This is a genomic window from Janthinobacterium sp. Bl 1 (assembly GCF_058215535.1).
This window is the reverse complement of the sequence record NZ_CM177086.1, coordinates 1,225,146-1,239,089: the sequence shown is the minus strand read 5'-3', so window position 1 is coordinate 1,239,089 and position 13,944 is coordinate 1,225,146. Positions and strand designations below refer to the sequence as shown.

General features: G+C 63.3%; 18 protein-coding genes. 11 read left to right on the top strand and 7 right to left on the bottom strand.

The genetic code is table 11. The features are described 5' to 3' along the window. Positions 1 to 16: 16 nt before the first annotated feature. From AC4BCN_RS05650 to AC4BCN_RS05630, 5 genes are all read right to left on the bottom strand, one after another. Positions 17 to 466, bottom strand: a complete 450-nt coding sequence (locus AC4BCN_RS05650; RefSeq protein WP_490492755.1) for a hypothetical protein — start codon at positions 464 to 466, stop codon at positions 17 to 19. 45 nt (positions 467 to 511) lie between these two features. Then, complete coding sequence (locus AC4BCN_RS05645) at positions 512 to 1,981, bottom strand: hypothetical protein (RefSeq protein WP_139091702.1); 1,470 nt, start codon at positions 1,979 to 1,981, stop codon at positions 512 to 514. Then, positions 1,978 to 3,462, bottom strand: a complete 1,485-nt coding sequence (locus AC4BCN_RS05640) for a hypothetical protein (protein WP_485883538.1) — start codon at positions 3,460 to 3,462, stop codon at positions 1,978 to 1,980. Before AC4BCN_RS05640 ends, AC4BCN_RS05645 begins: the two co-directional genes overlap by 4 nt. 127 nt (positions 3,463 to 3,589) lie before the next feature. After that, positions 3,590 to 4,072 carry a D-glycero-beta-D-manno-heptose 1-phosphate adenylyltransferase gene (rfaE2, locus tag AC4BCN_RS05635; RefSeq protein ID WP_490492754.1) on the bottom strand — a complete coding sequence of 161 codons (483 nt, stop codon included), beginning with the start codon at positions 4,070 to 4,072 and terminating at the stop codon, positions 3,590 to 3,592. A 33-nt stretch (positions 4,073 to 4,105) separates the two neighbouring features. Beyond that, the gene (locus tag AC4BCN_RS05630; RefSeq protein ID WP_139091704.1) at positions 4,106 to 4,345 is read right to left on the bottom strand and encodes a DUF3717 domain-containing protein; all 240 of its coding nucleotides are present in this window, start codon (positions 4,343 to 4,345) and stop codon (positions 4,106 to 4,108) included. A 134-nt stretch (positions 4,346 to 4,479) separates the two neighbouring features. Here AC4BCN_RS05630 and AC4BCN_RS05625 point away from each other — a divergent pair, with 134 nt between their 5' ends. From AC4BCN_RS05625 to AC4BCN_RS05590, 8 genes are all read left to right on the top strand, one after another. After that, entirely contained in the window at positions 4,480 to 5,418 is a 939-nt protein-coding gene (locus AC4BCN_RS05625) for a hydrogen peroxide-inducible genes activator (RefSeq protein WP_128141311.1), read from the top strand. Between the two features lie 58 nt (positions 5,419 to 5,476). Further along, positions 5,477 to 6,331, top strand: coding sequence for a 4-hydroxybenzoate octaprenyltransferase (gene ubiA / locus AC4BCN_RS05620; RefSeq protein ID WP_034749047.1), 855 nt, complete (start codon positions 5,477 to 5,479; stop codon positions 6,329 to 6,331). Positions 6,332 to 6,439: 108 nt separating this feature from the next. Continuing rightward, on the top strand, positions 6,440 to 6,796 hold the full coding sequence (locus tag AC4BCN_RS05615) for an ElaB/YgaM/YqjD family protein (protein ID WP_072456840.1): 357 nt from the start codon (positions 6,440 to 6,442) through the stop codon (positions 6,794 to 6,796). A gap of 56 nt (positions 6,797 to 6,852) precedes the next feature. Then, positions 6,853 to 7,239, top strand: coding sequence for a phage holin family protein (locus tag AC4BCN_RS05610; protein ID WP_072456837.1), 387 nt, complete (start codon positions 6,853 to 6,855; stop codon positions 7,237 to 7,239). Next, positions 7,236 to 7,583 (top strand): hypothetical protein, encoded by a 348-nt coding sequence (locus tag AC4BCN_RS05605; protein WP_139091705.1) that lies wholly within the window; start codon positions 7,236 to 7,238, stop codon positions 7,581 to 7,583. Before AC4BCN_RS05610 ends, AC4BCN_RS05605 begins: the two co-directional genes overlap by 4 nt. A 90-nt stretch (positions 7,584 to 7,673) precedes the next feature. Continuing rightward, entirely contained in the window at positions 7,674 to 8,231 is a 558-nt protein-coding gene (locus tag AC4BCN_RS05600) for a DUF3455 domain-containing protein (protein WP_128141309.1), read from the top strand. 80 nt (positions 8,232 to 8,311) lie between these two features. Then, positions 8,312 to 8,881 carry a sigma-70 family RNA polymerase sigma factor gene (locus AC4BCN_RS05595; protein WP_411268336.1) on the top strand — a complete coding sequence of 190 codons (570 nt, stop codon included), beginning with the start codon at positions 8,312 to 8,314 and terminating at the stop codon, positions 8,879 to 8,881. Then, positions 8,878 to 9,594 (top strand): anti-sigma factor, encoded by a 717-nt coding sequence (locus AC4BCN_RS05590; protein ID WP_490492753.1) that lies wholly within the window; start codon positions 8,878 to 8,880, stop codon positions 9,592 to 9,594. The genes AC4BCN_RS05595 and AC4BCN_RS05590 overlap by 4 nt, the downstream gene beginning before the upstream one ends. 3 nt (positions 9,595 to 9,597) lie before the next feature. Here the strand turns inward: AC4BCN_RS05590 and proC are convergent, their stop codons facing one another. Further along, entirely contained in the window at positions 9,598 to 10,428 is an 831-nt protein-coding gene (gene proC / locus AC4BCN_RS05585) for a pyrroline-5-carboxylate reductase (RefSeq protein WP_128141307.1), read from the bottom strand. A gap of 16 nt (positions 10,429 to 10,444) precedes the next feature. Further along, positions 10,445 to 11,146, bottom strand: coding sequence for a YggS family pyridoxal phosphate-dependent enzyme (locus AC4BCN_RS05580; protein WP_490492752.1), 702 nt, complete (start codon positions 11,144 to 11,146; stop codon positions 10,445 to 10,447). 70 nt (positions 11,147 to 11,216) lie between these two features. Here AC4BCN_RS05580 and AC4BCN_RS05575 point away from each other — a divergent pair, with 70 nt between their 5' ends. The 3 genes from AC4BCN_RS05575 to AC4BCN_RS05565 are packed head-to-tail and all read left to right on the top strand — an operon-like array spanning position 11,217 to position 13,890. Beyond that, positions 11,217 to 12,260: a type IV pilus twitching motility protein PilT gene (locus AC4BCN_RS05575; RefSeq protein ID WP_034749074.1), complete on the top strand. Its 1,044-nt coding sequence runs from the start codon at positions 11,217 to 11,219 to the stop codon at positions 12,258 to 12,260. Between the two features lie 3 nt (positions 12,261 to 12,263). Continuing rightward, positions 12,264 to 13,403 (top strand): PilT/PilU family type 4a pilus ATPase, encoded by a 1,140-nt coding sequence (locus AC4BCN_RS05570; RefSeq protein WP_490492751.1) that lies wholly within the window; start codon positions 12,264 to 12,266, stop codon positions 13,401 to 13,403. A 1-nt stretch (position 13,404) separates the two neighbouring features. Next, entirely contained in the window at positions 13,405 to 13,890 is a 486-nt protein-coding gene (locus AC4BCN_RS05565; protein ID WP_128141304.1) for a glutathione peroxidase, read from the top strand. Positions 13,891 to 13,944: the final 54 nt, after the last annotated feature.

Below are 13,944 nucleotides of genomic sequence, written 5' to 3'. Positions count from 1 at the left end.
GCGTGTTACGGCGTGCTTAACGGCGGCTCGAGGTAAATGTCAGCAACAGGGCAACCAGGCCCACCAGCACCAGCGGTCCCATGAACAGTGGCGCGAGGAATTTATGCGCGTTCACGGCCGCCAGCACGACGCCGGTCGCCAGGCTGGCCAGGAAGATGAACAGCCACCAGCCCGAGGCATTGGCCTTGTTCGGCGGCACGCGCTTGGCGACCAGGCCATTCGCATAGGCGTTCTTGGCAAAGAAAAAGGCGATGAACAGCAGCAACAGCACGACGCCGCCGATCAGGGTATCGCGCGACGAGGTATCGGTCGTGCTGGCAGGATCGAGCGCGGGCGCAGGCTCGGTGGTGGACGTGGTGGCCGTGGTGGCCGCAGCGCCGGCAGCCGGTGCATCGGCGGCAGGCGGCGCGGACGCCGGAACTGGCAAAGTAAAACCTGCGTTGTCTTTGGGAGTGTCTTGCGCCATGGTATGCCTCAGGTGGATTTGACTAGTTTAAAAAGGAATCTGTGTTCAGGCCAGGCTCAGGGTATGGCCCTCGGCCACGCGCACGACGGCCGGCTTGCCCAGGCCCCGCTTGAGGTCGCCAATGTCGCGGCCGTCATCATCGCGGATCTGCACGCTCTTGAATGGTTTCAACAGCACTTGGCGCTGCACGCCATCGGCCATCACCTTGTAGCGCGTGGCGCGCGTGCCGACCAGGCCCAGCGCCAGCAAGCCCAGCACGAGCGCCAGGACGCCGCCCAGTATCACCAGCACGGGCAGCAGCGGATACTGGATGCGCACCAGCAGCGGTATCGTTGCCTGCGAGGCGCGCACGCTGTCGGGCGGCGTAAACATGCTTGAGATCGGGTCGCCGGGGAACAGTTCCTGCAAATCCTTGCCAAAACTGGACGCCAGCGCCAGCCGCTGTTCCGACAGGCCCACTTGCGCCTGCATGGGCAGCATCACCTGCTTGCCCATGGCGGCGATCGCCTGCGCCGACCACGGCGATGGAATCTGCGCCATCGGCAGCGCAAACTGCACTTGCACGGACTGGCTGGCACCAGGCTGCAGCTGGCGGATTTGATCCGGCGCAACATGCAGCGGCGCGTTCTGGCCGGCCAGGCTGGCGTGCACCTTGGCGCTATCGATCACGTACGGGAAAAACATGTTTTGCAGCGACGCCTGCAGCACCACTTGCGGCAGCAGCTTCGCCGCATCGACGTCGAGCACGATGGTGCGCCCGTCGCGGCCCAGGCTGGCGTGCACATTGGCGCTGTTCTTGACGGACTGGGGCACGATGCGCACGGCATCCTGGTCCACCGGTTTCAGGCGCGCGGGCGGGCGCGTCAGCACTTGCGACAGCCGCCCTTCGGCCAGGATGCGGTTCAACGCCTCGGACGCGGGCTGGCCATACGCGAGCGCATACACCATCAGGCCCTTGGCGCTGTACAGCTTGCCCTGCACGGGCATGCGCAGCGGAAACACCACCGTCTTGGTGATCGACGGTTCCAGATGCAGCAGCCGGTAAAAGTCGCGGTTGCGCTCGGCCGTCTGGCTGTCGTTGTTCGGACTGTTCTTGTTATTCGTAAAAATCCACACGATACCGGAGGCGGACTGGAACGGGCCCGTGATGGTCTTGGTGACGGCTTCCTGGAAATCCGTGTCGGCCAGCGCGCCGCCGGCGCTCTTGCGCGCCAGGCCCAAGTTAGCCAGTTGGCCCGCCACGCCGGCGCCGCCCTGCCCCTGCCCGATCAGTGCGGGCGACACATTGCTGCCGCTGCTCTGGCTGAAGGCCAGCGTATAAACTTTATCAGACGGGTTCGTGGCGGCCTGCGCCACGGCGCCCACGAGGGCTTTCAGTTGCGACTGTTCATCCGTATAAAACGGCTCCATCCAGCCCGAATTTTGCACGAGAAAGGCTTGCTGGATGCCGGCCGCCTGCACGCTGGCGGTGGCGAAAAAGGCGGCGCAGGCCGCGATCAGGACGCGCGCTTTCATGCCTGCAAGGCCCAGCCATCGATGCGCGACAGCAAGGGGTGATACGCCCACAGCATGCCTTCATGGACAAACAGGCGCAAGCGCCACGGCTCGCTGACGGCGAACGTGTGAAACACGGTTTCGCGCAATTCGTCGTCCTGCACCAGTTGGGCCGCCAGGCGCTCGTTCGAGCGCAGCACGCTCGACAGGCCGGCGCTGGTGGCGAACTTGACGCCAAAGACGCTGTTGCCAACGCTCGATTCCAGCAGCGGCATGACGGCCTGGTTCTTGCCGCCATCGTCGCCGTGTTCCGGTTCTTCCCACGGCGCCGTTTTCAGCTTGGTGGCGAAGCGGTAATTGAAGCTGCCCGAACACAGACGCGGCGCCAGCGCGTCGGCCCGTTCGGCCTGCGCGCCCAGTTTCACGTAGACATAGGTGCCGCGGCTGCGCTCGAAGCACAGCTGCCACAGGCCGCCGTCGCGCGACACGTACGGGCTGCCGAATTCGAAATGCGGCACCAGCCCTTCGGGCCACGGGGTGAACGAGGCGGCCACATTGCCGTCCGGCTGCAGCTGCAAGCGCAGCTGGCCGTTGGCGCACGGCCACACGGCCATGCGGTTGTAGGCGACGGGCGCGCTGACGGTACCCAGGTCGACCATGCCGTCGAGCAGCACGTCGCTGCCCGGCTTTTGCGCGGCGTCAAGGTTGACGAAGCGGATGCGGCCATCGTCGTCGCGCAGCGGTGCCCACAGCCGGTTCTGGAACCAGACGGGGCTGGCGATGCACGGCGCGCCGCCCACGTGCTCGACCACATAGGTCAGCGACGGCACGTCGGGACGGATGCAAGCGAGGCCGTGACTGGTCGGCAAGACCAGCACGCTATTGAACTCCGGCACCAGCTCGGCGCGCCAGGCGCCGTGGGCCAGATCCGATTCAGCCAGCAGGCTGCCATAGTCGGGGTCCAGCGCCAGCCAGCGTTTCGAGGCGGGCAGCCACGCGTGCAAGACGGCCTTGCGCGGGTCGAGCGCCAGCAGCGCGGGCGCGCTGGTGCCGAACTGGGCGGAAAAGAATTCGTATTCGCCGGGCGGCGGCATGGGCAGCGAGGCATCGGCTTGCGCATGCTCTTCGCGGACGCGCTGGTCGGCCAGTTTCAGCGGCACGCTGGCCTGGCGCAAGCCGGCCGGGCCAGCCGGTGGCACGTCGCTGACGGGGTGTGCGCCGTAGGGCGGCACCCACGGCGGGGTAATTGAAGTGTCGGGCGGCACTTGCAAGGCCGCGCCCGAAACGGGGTCGAACGAGAATTCGGGCGGAAACTGGCGCACGGGCGCGTCGGCGGCAGCGGGCAGGCGCCGCGCCAGCATCAGCTTGCCGATATCGGCATGGCTCACCAAGGGCGAGACGTTCTGGCCGTCCGCGCTGCGCTGCATGCTCCACGCGCCCTCGTCATCGACGTACCAGGCGCCGGAGGGCAGTGGCCAATCCCCAGAAGTTTTATGATCCATTTATTTTCTATGACAAGCAATGCATATCAGACGGTGTAACGTGCTGGGGCGGTCGAAACGAAGTCGCAGCCCTGGCAGTTCTCATAGTAACGTCTTTTTATCTGTATGGAAACATTGACGAGCTTCCTCAGCCCTGCTGCGTCCGCACTTTCGTCAACAGCTTGGTGGTCGAGCGGTCATGCTCGAAATCGATGGCCACGGCCTGGCCGCCATACGCGAGCACGGCTTTGCCTTCCGGAATGGCCGCCATGTCGTAGTCGCCACCCTTGGCATAGATTTCCGGTTCGATGTCCTGCACCACTTCCAGGGCGCTGTCTTCCGAGAATGGCACGACCAGGCTGACCGCTTCCAGCGCGGCCAGCACGGCCATGCGGTCTTCGCAATTGTTCAGCGGACGGTCGTCGCCCTTGCCCAGACGTTTCACTGAAGCATCAGTATTCACGGCAACGATTAGCGAAGCGCCCAGCGCGCGCGCCTGCGCCAGATACGTCACGTGGCCGCGGTGCAAAATGTCGAACACGCCGTTCGTCACCACCACCGGTTTCGACAGCGCTGCGGCGCGGGCGCGCAGTTCGTCACGGCCGCACAGTTTGTTTTCAAAGTCAGGCATGGATATCTCTTGTTGGGTTATTAATGGTCACGCTCAGGCGTGGCTATCGCTTTGGATGCCGCCGGCATCGCGGCGCCAGCCATCGATCAAGGCCAGGATCGCCGGTTCCAGGTCCTCTTCGGCAATGCGATCTTGCCGGTGGTAAATCATCAGCGCATACACGCCGGCCAGACGGCTGACGGGCGGCGACAGCGCATATTCATTGCCGCGCGCCGGTTGCCTGGCACGCCAGTAATTGATCGCCGCTTCCAGCGTCTGCATCCGCAGTTCCATCGCCCTCTCCCTCCGCCGCCCGGTCCCGCATTATAGGGGGCGATCCGCTACAATACGCCATCGGCGCCACAGTTTCACGTTTGCGCCACCTTTCATTCATTGCAAGTAAGTACTTCCTGTGTTTCAATCAACCTATGACACTGACTGAACTGAAATATATCGTTGCAGTCGCGCGAGCGAAGCACTTCGGCCATGCCGCCGAAGCTTGCTTCGTTGCCCAGCCCACCCTGTCAGTGGCCATCAAGAAACTCGAAGACGAATTGGGCGTCGTCCTGTTCGAACGGGGCGGCGCGGAAATCTCCGTCACTCCCTTGGGCGCGCAGATCATCGCGCAAGCCGAGCGCGTGCTGGAACAGACGGCCGCCATCAAGGAACTCGCCAAGCAAAACAAGGATCCACTGGCCGGCCCCCTGCGCCTGGGCGTGATCTACACGATCGGCCCCTATTTGCTGCCACCCCTGGTCAAGGCCATGATAGACCAGGTACCGCAAATGCCCTTGATCTTGCAGGAAAACTTCACGGTTCGCCTGCTCGAATTGCTGCGCCAGGGCGAACTGGACGTGGCCATCATGGCCCTGCCCCTGCCCGACCACGGCATGGCGATGCAGGAACTGTATGACGAGCCCTTCGTCGTGGCCATGCCGCGCCAGCATCCGTGGACGGCGCGTGACAAAATCGCCGCGCAGGATTTGAAATCGGAAACTATGCTGTTGCTGGGCAATGGCCACTGCTTCCGCGACCAGGTGCTGGAAGTGTGCCCCGAAATGGCGCGTTTTTCCTCGCCCGGCAACGGCATGCAGCGCACGTTCGAAGGTTCCTCACTGGAAACCATCCGCCACATGGTGGCCAGCGGCATCGGCCTGACGGTCTTGCCGCGCGCCTCCGTCGCCAATATGCACGCCACCGACGGCATGCTCGAATACCGGCCATTCGCCGCCCCCGTGCCATCGCGCCGGGTGGTCATGCTGTGGCGCAAGAGTTTTACGCGCAAAGCCGCCATTGACGCCTTGTGCGCGGCCATCGCCAGCTGCAACTTGCCTGGCATCACCCCCTTGTGCGAAGACGACGAATAGTACATTTACATACTATTTGCGATAATCGACCTTTCTCTTCAACAAGATCGAGTCTTCCATGAACAAGCTGGCGCTGTATTTCCGCCTGATACGGCTGGACAAGCCTATCGGTACCGTATTGCTGCTGTGGCCTACCCTGTGCGCGCTGTGGCTGGCGCAGCAGGGCGTGCCGGACTGGCGGCTGCTGCTCATCTTTATTCTCGGCACTTTCCTGATGCGTTCGGCAGGCTGCGCCATCAACGACTACGCCGACCAGGATATCGACAAATTCGTCAAGCGTACGGCGGAGCGCCCCATCACCAGCGGACGCATCAGCGGCAAGGAAGCGCTGGCCGTGGCCGGCGTACTGACCGTGCTGGCCTTTTGCCTGATCCTGCCCCTGAATGCGCTGACCAAGCAACTTTCCGTGGCCGCCGTCATCATCGCCGGCACCTATCCCTACTTCAAGCGCTTCTTTGCCATTCCGCAAGCGTATCTCGGTATCGCCTTCGGCTTCGGCATTCCCATGGGCTTTGCCGCCATCACGGATTCCGTGCCCGTCGTCGCCTGGCTGCTGCTGCTCGGTAATGTCTTCTGGGCCGTGGCCTACGATACGGAATATGCGATGGTCGACCGCGACGATGATCTGAAGATCGGCATCAAGACGTCGGCCATCACCTTCGGCCGCTACGACGTGGCCATCGTCATGTTCTGCTATGCCGTTTTCCTGCTGCTGTGGCTGGGCTGCGGCTGGTACCTGGGCTTGCGTTATTGGTTCGTCGCGGGCCTGGTAGTTGCGGCCGGATGCGCCGTTTACCACTACACCCTGATCCGCGCACGCGAGCGTATGCCGTGTTTTGCGGCATTCCGGCATAATAACTGGCTAGGAGCAGCGGTGTTTGCGGGCGTGGTGCTGGACTTTGCTTTCCGTTAAGCAATAACTCTGGCGCCGCGGCAGCCCTTGAGGCGGCGCAAGACAAGCCTGGCCGCAGCTGCCTACACTGGTATTTCACTGTGCAGTTTCACTTCCATGAGGTAATACATGAGCTCGATACATACCGGAAAATCCAGCAGCGACAGCATCCTCGCCGACGCCGACAAGGCCCGCGACAAACTGGCGGGCGACTTGAAAACCGTCATCAATGAAGCGGAAGGCTGGCTCGACGGCGCCAAGGATCAGACGGGCGAGAATGTGAAAGCCGTCAAGGACAAGTTCATCGCCACCCTGGAAACAGCCAAGAAAGACTTGATCAAGCTGGAAGAAGACTTGCTCGAACGGACCAAGAAGGCGGCCAAGGTCACCGACGAGTACGTGCAGGACAATCCATGGAAAGCCGTGGGCGCGGGCGCCGTCGTGGGCGTACTGTTTGGCCTGCTGCTTTCCTCGTCACGCCGCTAGTTAGTACCGACGCAGCACCGACGGCATAGGCCGTCTCCTGACGCGAAAGGCAGCATATGGCTATCATGCACCATGTCGCCCAAGTCGCAGCGACCCTCGCCGCCATCGTCCAGACCCGTCTGGCCCTGGCGGCAGTGGAAATGGAAGAAGAGTCGCTGCGCTTCCTGTCCTATCTGGCCCTGGCCATGCTGGCACTGCTGTGCCTGTTCGTCGGCCTGGTATTGATCGTGTTCCTCGTCATCGTATTATTTTGGGACACGCACCGCATCGCCGCCATCGCCATCACGGCCGCGGTCTTCATCGTTGCCGCCATCGCCACCCTGCTGGGCGTGCGCGCCAGTTTCCGCAGCAAGCCGAAACTGCTGTCCTTCACACTTTCCGAACTGAACAAAGACCTGGACGAGCTGCAACTGCTGGCACGCCGGGGATCGGAGCGGCCATGACCACGCATCCCACCAAGTTGTCGCACGTCCATACGGCCGCGAGCCTGGCGCAGCGGCGCGATGCGCTGCTGGCCGAATGCGCGCTGCAACGCCTGGCTCTGAGCGTGCAAACGCGGCAATTGCTGGAACCGCTGACGGGCGGCAATCTGCGCCATACCCTGGCCACGCGCTTCAAAATTCCCCTGATGATAGGGGGCGCCGTGCTGGGCCTGCTGCTCGTGCGTCCGCGCCGTTTCCTGCCGCTGATGCGGGCCAGCGGCGCACTGCTCAAGCACGCCACGGCCGCCATGCCCGTCGTGCTGGCGCTGGCGCAGCGTTTCAGCAAGAAAGAAACGCCGGAATAAATTATTTTTTTCCTGGCTGCATCCAAATAGCAAACCCCTGCGTAGTAATGGTATCAACCAGCCGGTTGAGCCAACTACCAGGAGTTTGCCATGCTTGCCACCATCGCCCCACGCCATACCGCCCCTTCCCTCACCGTGCTGTGCGCCGCCCTGCTGATGGCCGCCTGCGCCCCCATGAGCGCGCGCTATTCGCAGGAACAATTGCCGAACGCCGTGAAAGTGCCCGATGGCCACCAGGTGGCCATGCAGACGGTGGGCGTGGGCAAGATCGCCTACGAATGCAAGGCCAAGAAAGACATGACGGGCCATGAATGGGTCTTCGTGGGCCCGGACGCGGCCTTGAACGACCGCAGCGGCATGAAAGTGGGCACGTATGTCGGTCCTCCTGCCACCTGGGCCAACCTCGATGGCTCGAAAGTGACGGCGACGCAAGTGGCCGTGGCGCCGGCTGGCGCGGGCAACATCCCGTATCAACTGGTAAAAGCCAACCCGGCCACGGGCAGCGGCGCCATGCAGGGCGTCAGCTACATCCAGCGCGTGGCCACCAGCGGCGGCGTGGCACCAAGCAGCCCCTGCGGCATGGAGTCGATCGGCGCCAAGCAATGGGTGCCCTACCAGGCCGATTATATCTTCTGGAAAGCCGTATAAATACCTGGCGTTGACGGTTGGCAAGCTGGTTTCTGGCCTATACTCGGCATTGAAAACTTGCTAACCGTTAAACCTTGACGATTGCCCCAACCTTGCCAGCCCACGCCGCCCCTTACGATTACGATGCCGCCCTGCGCGCCTGCGCCAGGGGCGAGCAGCAGGCATTGCATGGCCTGTACCAGCAGGAAAGCCGCTATCTTCTGGGCGTGGCCCTGCGCATCGTGCGCCAGCGGGCCTTGGCCGAAGACGTGCTGCACGACGCCTTCCTGAATATCTGGCGCCGCGCCGGCAGTTTCGACGCCACGCGCGGCAGCGGCAAGGGCTGGATCTATGTGGTGGTGCGGCACCAGGCGCTGGACGTGGCGCGTGCCCGCGCCCATGAACTGTCAGCCGACGAGGATACCGTGGAAACCCTGCTGCACGAACGCCAAAGCCATGATACGGGCGAGGCCTATGCCGACCAGGCGGACCTGGGCAAGCTGCACGATTGCCTCGGCCACCTGGACGAGCCCAAACGCAATAGCATCCTGTACGCCTACGTCGATGGCTATTCCCATAGCGAAATCGCGCAGCGCCTGCAAGCGCCGCTGGGAACCGTCAAGGCCTGGGTCAAGCGAGGCCTGGCCGCCTTGCGGGAGTGCATGCAATGATCAACAGCGACGAGGAATTGCAACGGCTGGCCAGCGAATACGTGCTGGGCACCTTGGAATTGGCCGAACGCGCGGCAGTGGAACAGCGTCTGCCGCGCGACGCCGCGTTGCGCGACGCCGTCGATGCCTGGGAACAGCGTCTGCTGCCGTTGACCACGCTGGCGCCGCCCGAAACGCCTTCGGCCCAGCTGTGGCCGCGCATCAGCGCCAGCCTGTTCACGCCGAAAGCCGTGCGGCAGGCGGGCGGCTGGCAAGCGTGGTGGAACAGCCTGGCCTTCTGGAGACTGCTGGCCGGCGGCGGCCTGGCGGCGACGGCCGCGCTGGCCGTGCTGGTCACTACGCAATTGCAAGCGCCCAGCGGACCCGGCTATCTGGTGGTGCTGGTGGCGCCGCAGGATAAATCGCCGGGCTGGATCGTGCAGGCGGGCGGACGCGGCGGCAAGAACCGCGACCTGAGCCTGATCCCGCTGGGTCCGACTGCCGTGCCGCAGCAAAAAGCCCTGCAATTCTGGACCAAGGGCAAGGACTGGGGCGCGCCCGTCTCGCTGGGCCTGGTCAAGCCGGGGCAAAGCCTCAAGTTGACCCTGGATAAGCTGCCGCCGCTGCAGCCCGATCAACTGTTTGAAATCACCTTGGAACCGCAAACAGGCTCGCCAACGGGCCGGCCGACTGGGCCGATCCTGTATATCGGCCGCGCCGTCAAGGTGATGTAGCGTTTATTTGCCCAGCTCGTCCCCCATCTCGCGTCCGCGCTGCGCGGCCGCCTTGATGCCCTTGACGATGGCCGCCTTCACGCCGCTCTCTTCCATGCTGGTCAGGGCCGCGTAGGTCGTGCCGCCTTTCGACGTGACCCTCTCGCGCAGCAGGGACACCGGTTCGCTGGAGTTCGCCGCCAGCTGCGCCGCCCCCGTAAACGTGGCAATCGCCAGCTGCGTGCCCTGCTCGGGCGTCAAGCCCAATTCGGCCGCCGCCTGCTGCATCGCTTCGATAAAGTAAAACACATAGGCGGGACCACTGCCGGACACGGCCGTGACAGGGTCGATCTTCGCTTCGTCATCGAGCCAGACGGTCTGGCCGACAGCGCGCAGGATGGCATCCGCCGTCTTTTTCTGTTCTTCGCTGACGCCGCTGCTGGCTACCATGCCCGTGATACCCATGCCGATCAGGGCAGGCGTGTTCGGCATGCAGCGCACGATAGCCGGGTAATCGCCGAGCCAGCGCGACAGGTCTTGCGCGCGGATGCCGGCCGCGATCGACAGGATCAATGGCGCACGCTCCCCGTCGAGGAAGGGCAGCAATTGCGCCGCCACTTCGCGCATGCTTTGCGGTTTCACGGCCAGCACGATCACATCCACGCCGCGCAGCGCGTCACCGGCAGCAGTGGCCGTCGTGACGCCGAATTGCGCCTGCAGTTTTTCCAGCGCCGGCGCATGCGGGTCGATCACGTGGATGTTGCCGCCCAGGGTCAATTTACCCGCCAGGCCGGCGATCAGGGCCGCAGCCATGTTGCCGCCGCCCACAAAGGCGATATTCAGTTCTGTCGTCATGCTTGCTCTCTCTTCATCAGGAATAGTTGCGGGAACCAAAGATGGCGCTGCCCACGCGCACGATGGTGGCGCCCTCGAGCACGGCGGCGCGCAAGTCGGCCGACATGCCCATCGACAAGGTGTCGAGTGCCAGCCCGTCGGCCTTCAATTGTTCGTACAGCGCGCGCAGTTGCGCAAAGGCAGCGCGCTGAAGCGTGAGCTCCGTTTCCGGCTCGGGGATGGCCATCAGGCCCCGCAAGCGCAAACGGGGCAATTGCGCCACGGCATGCGCCAGCGCCGGCAGTTCGGCCGGTGTCACGCCGCTCTTGCTCGCTTCGCCGCTGATATTGACTTGCAGACAGATATTCAGGTCCGGCAAGCTGGCCGGGCGCTGCTCGGACAGGCGCGCGGCGATCTTTTCCCGCTCCACCGTATGCACCCAGTCGAAGTGCTCGGCGATGGGGCGCGTCTTGTTGCTCTGGATGGGGCCGATAAAATGCCATGCCGGCGCGTGCTGCGGCGCGGCCGCCTTCACAAAGGCGATCTTGTCGAGCGCTTCCTGCAGATAATTTTCGCCGAACGCCGCCTGGCCCACGCGCATGGCGTCCAGCACGGCATCCGCGCCGAAAGTTTTCGAGACGGCCAGCAGGGTCACGTCGCCAGGGGCGCGCTGCGCGTCAGCGGCGGCCTGCGCAATACTCTCGCGCACGGCTTGCAAGTTCTGTTCGATTGTGGACATAATCATTTTCTAGTGTATAGGGGCGGCGGCACAGTGCGCCAGCCCATCAATGCAGGCACAGGGATTATAAATGGACATCTCCGAACTACTCGCTTTCTCCGTCAGCAACAAGGCTTCCGACCTGCACCTGTCTTCCGGCCTGCCGCCGATGATACGGGTCAACGGCGACGTGCGCCGCCTGAACGTGCCCCCGCTCGAGCACAAGGAAGTGCACAGCATGATCTACGACATCATGAACGACAGCCAGCGCAAGGCGTATGAAGAAGCACTGGAATGCGATTTCTCGTTCGAGATTCCCGGCCTGGCCCGCTTCCGCGTCAACGCCTACAACCAGGAAAGGGGCGCCTCGGCCGTGCTGCGCACGATTCCGTCGAAAGTGCTGACCCTGGAAGACCTGAACGCGCCGCGCATCTTCGGCGAGCTGGCCATGCGCCCACGGGGCCTCGTGCTGGTGACGGGACCGACCGGTTCCGGCAAGTCGACCACCCTGGCGGCGATGGTGAACCACGTCAACGAGCGCCTGAACCACCATATTTTGACCATCGAAGACCCGATCGAATTCGTGCACGAACCAAAGAAATGCCTGATCAACCAGCGCGAAGTGGGTTCGCACACGCATTCGTTCAGCAACGCGCTGCGCTCGGCCCTGCGCGAAGACCCGGACGTGATTTTAGTAGGCGAATTGCGCGACCTGGAAACCATCCGCCTGGCGCTGACGGCGGCCGAAACGGGCCACCTCGTGTTCGGCACCCTGCACACCTCTTCGGCGGCGAAATCGATCGACCGCATCATCGACGTCTTCCCCGCCGAGGAAAAGGAAATGGTGCGCGCCATGCTGTCCGAATCCTTGCAAGCCGTCATTTCGCAAAACCTGCTGAAAACCAGGGATGGCGCGGGCCGCGTGGCCGCGCATGAAATCATGCTGGCCACGCCGGCCGTGCGCAACCTGATCCGCGAAGCGAAAGTGGCGCAAATGTATTCGGCCATCCAGACAGGCAGCAACGTGGGTATGCAGACGCTGGACCAGTGCCTGTCCGACCTGGTGCGGCGCGGCACGATCTCGGCCGAGACGGCCCGCTCGGCCGCCAAGGCCCCTGAAAACTTCCCCGGATAAGCCATGCAGACGACGCACGAACACTATGGCGCCATGCACGCGCTGCTGGCGCAGATGCGCGCACGGGGCGGCTCGGACCTGTTCATCACGGCCGGCTTTCCTCCCGCCATCAAGCTCGACGGCAAGCTGACGCCGCTGGCGGGCGGCGCGCTCGACGCGCAGCAGGCGGCCGGCTATGTGCGCGCCGTCATGAACGAACGCCAGGCGGCCGAGTTCGCGTCCAGCCGCGAAGCCAATTTCGCCATCAGCCCGGACGGCCTCGGGCGTTTCCGCGTGTCCGCCTTCGTGCAGATGGGCCAGGCAGGCATGGTCTTGCGCTTGATCAATACCGCCATCCCCACCCTCGATGGGCTCGGTTTACCCGCCATCCTGCAAGACATCGTCATGAGCAAGCGGGGCCTCGTCATCATGGTGGGCGCCACGGGCTGCGGCAAGTCGACCACCCTGGCTGCCATGGTGGGCCACCGCAACGCGCACAGCCATGGCCACATCATCACCATCGAAGACCCCGTGGAATTCATCCATCCGCACGGCAACTGCATCGTCACCCAGCGCGAAGTGGGCGTCGATACGGACGACTGGGCCACGGCCCTGAAAAACACCCTGCGCCAGGCGCCCGACGTGATCCAGATCGGCGAGATCCGCGACCGCGACACGATGGACCACGCCATCGCGTTTGCCGAGACGGGCCATTTGTGCCTGGCCACCCTGCATGCGAACAATGCCAACCAGGCGCTGGACCGCATCATCAATTTCTTCCCCGAAGAGCGGCGCCAGCAGTTGCTGATGGACTTGTCGCTGAATTTGAAGGGCATGATTTCGCAGCGCCTGATTCCCAACAAGGACGGCGGCGGGCGCAAGGCGGCGCTGGAAATCCTGCTCAACTCGCCGCTGATGAGCGACCTGATCTTCAAGGGCCAGGTGCACGAGATCAAGGAATTGATGAAAAAATCGCGCGAACACGGCATGCAGACGTTCGACCAGGCCCTGTTCGACCTGCACGAAACGGGCGCCATCAGCTATGAAGATGCGCTTCGCAATGCGGACTCCGTCAACGATCTGCGCCTGACAATCAAACTCAAGGGCGCAACGGCGCCGGAACCCGCCCCGCAAACGGGCGCCACCAAACTGGGACTCCTCTGACATGACCAGCATCCACGATTTCCAGGCCGAGGCGCTGGACGGCACGCCGGTCGACCTGGCGCAATACAAAGGCAAGGTTTTACTAGTCGTCAACACGGCCAGCGCCTGCGGTTTCACGCCGCAATACCAGGGGCTCGAAGCGCTGTACCGCGAATTTCACGACCAAGGGCTGGTCGTGCTGGGTTTTCCCTGCAATCAATTCCGCCAGCAGGAACCGGGATCGAATGCGGAAATCGGCGCCTTTTGCGAGAAAAACTTCGGCGTCACCTTTCCCCTGTTTGCCAAGGTCGACGTGAATGGCCCGCATACGCATCCCGTATTTGCGCAATTAAAACAGGCGGCGCCCGGCATATTGGGCACGCAGTCGATCAAATGGAATTTCACCAAGTTTTTGGTGCGCAAGGATGGCAGCGTATTTCGCCGTTACGCGACGGCCAGCAAACCGGCCAGCCTGGCGGACGACATTCGGCAATTGCTACAGGAATAGCAATTTGACGGTTTGATTAAAAACAATAATTGCCGAAATCAATCAATCCGCACT

Coding starts and splice junctions, on each gene's coding strand:
- AC4BCN_RS05650 (WP_490492755.1), bottom strand. CDS start 466: ATGGCGCAAGACACTCCCAAAGACAACGCAGGTTTTACTTTGCCAGTT.
- AC4BCN_RS05645 (WP_139091702.1), bottom strand. CDS start 1,981: ATGAAAGCGCGCGTCCTGATCGCGGCCTGCGCCGCCTTTTTCGCCACC.
- AC4BCN_RS05640 (WP_485883538.1), bottom strand. CDS start 3,462: ATGGATCATAAAACTTCTGGGGATTGGCCACTGCCCTCCGGCGCCTGG.
- rfaE2 (WP_490492754.1), bottom strand. CDS start 4,072: ATGCCTGACTTTGAAAACAAACTGTGCGGCCGTGACGAACTGCGCGCC.
- AC4BCN_RS05630 (WP_139091704.1), bottom strand. CDS start 4,345: ATGGAACTGCGGATGCAGACGCTGGAAGCGGCGATCAATTACTGGCGT.
- AC4BCN_RS05625 (WP_128141311.1), top strand. CDS start 4,480: ATGACACTGACTGAACTGAAATATATCGTTGCAGTCGCGCGAGCGAAG.
- ubiA (WP_034749047.1), top strand. CDS start 5,477: ATGAACAAGCTGGCGCTGTATTTCCGCCTGATACGGCTGGACAAGCCT.
- AC4BCN_RS05615 (WP_072456840.1), top strand. CDS start 6,440: ATGAGCTCGATACATACCGGAAAATCCAGCAGCGACAGCATCCTCGCC.
- AC4BCN_RS05610 (WP_072456837.1), top strand. CDS start 6,853: ATGGCTATCATGCACCATGTCGCCCAAGTCGCAGCGACCCTCGCCGCC.
- AC4BCN_RS05605 (WP_139091705.1), top strand. CDS start 7,236: ATGACCACGCATCCCACCAAGTTGTCGCACGTCCATACGGCCGCGAGC.
- AC4BCN_RS05600 (WP_128141309.1), top strand. CDS start 7,674: ATGCTTGCCACCATCGCCCCACGCCATACCGCCCCTTCCCTCACCGTG.
- AC4BCN_RS05590 (WP_490492753.1), top strand. CDS start 8,878: ATGATCAACAGCGACGAGGAATTGCAACGGCTGGCCAGCGAATACGTG.
- proC (WP_128141307.1), bottom strand. CDS start 10,428: ATGACGACAGAACTGAATATCGCCTTTGTGGGCGGCGGCAACATGGCT.
- AC4BCN_RS05580 (WP_490492752.1), bottom strand. CDS start 11,146: ATGTCCACAATCGAACAGAACTTGCAAGCCGTGCGCGAGAGTATTGCG.
- AC4BCN_RS05575 (WP_034749074.1), top strand. CDS start 11,217: ATGGACATCTCCGAACTACTCGCTTTCTCCGTCAGCAACAAGGCTTCC.
- AC4BCN_RS05570 (WP_490492751.1), top strand. CDS start 12,264: ATGCAGACGACGCACGAACACTATGGCGCCATGCACGCGCTGCTGGCG.
- AC4BCN_RS05565 (WP_128141304.1), top strand. CDS start 13,405: ATGACCAGCATCCACGATTTCCAGGCCGAGGCGCTGGACGGCACGCCG.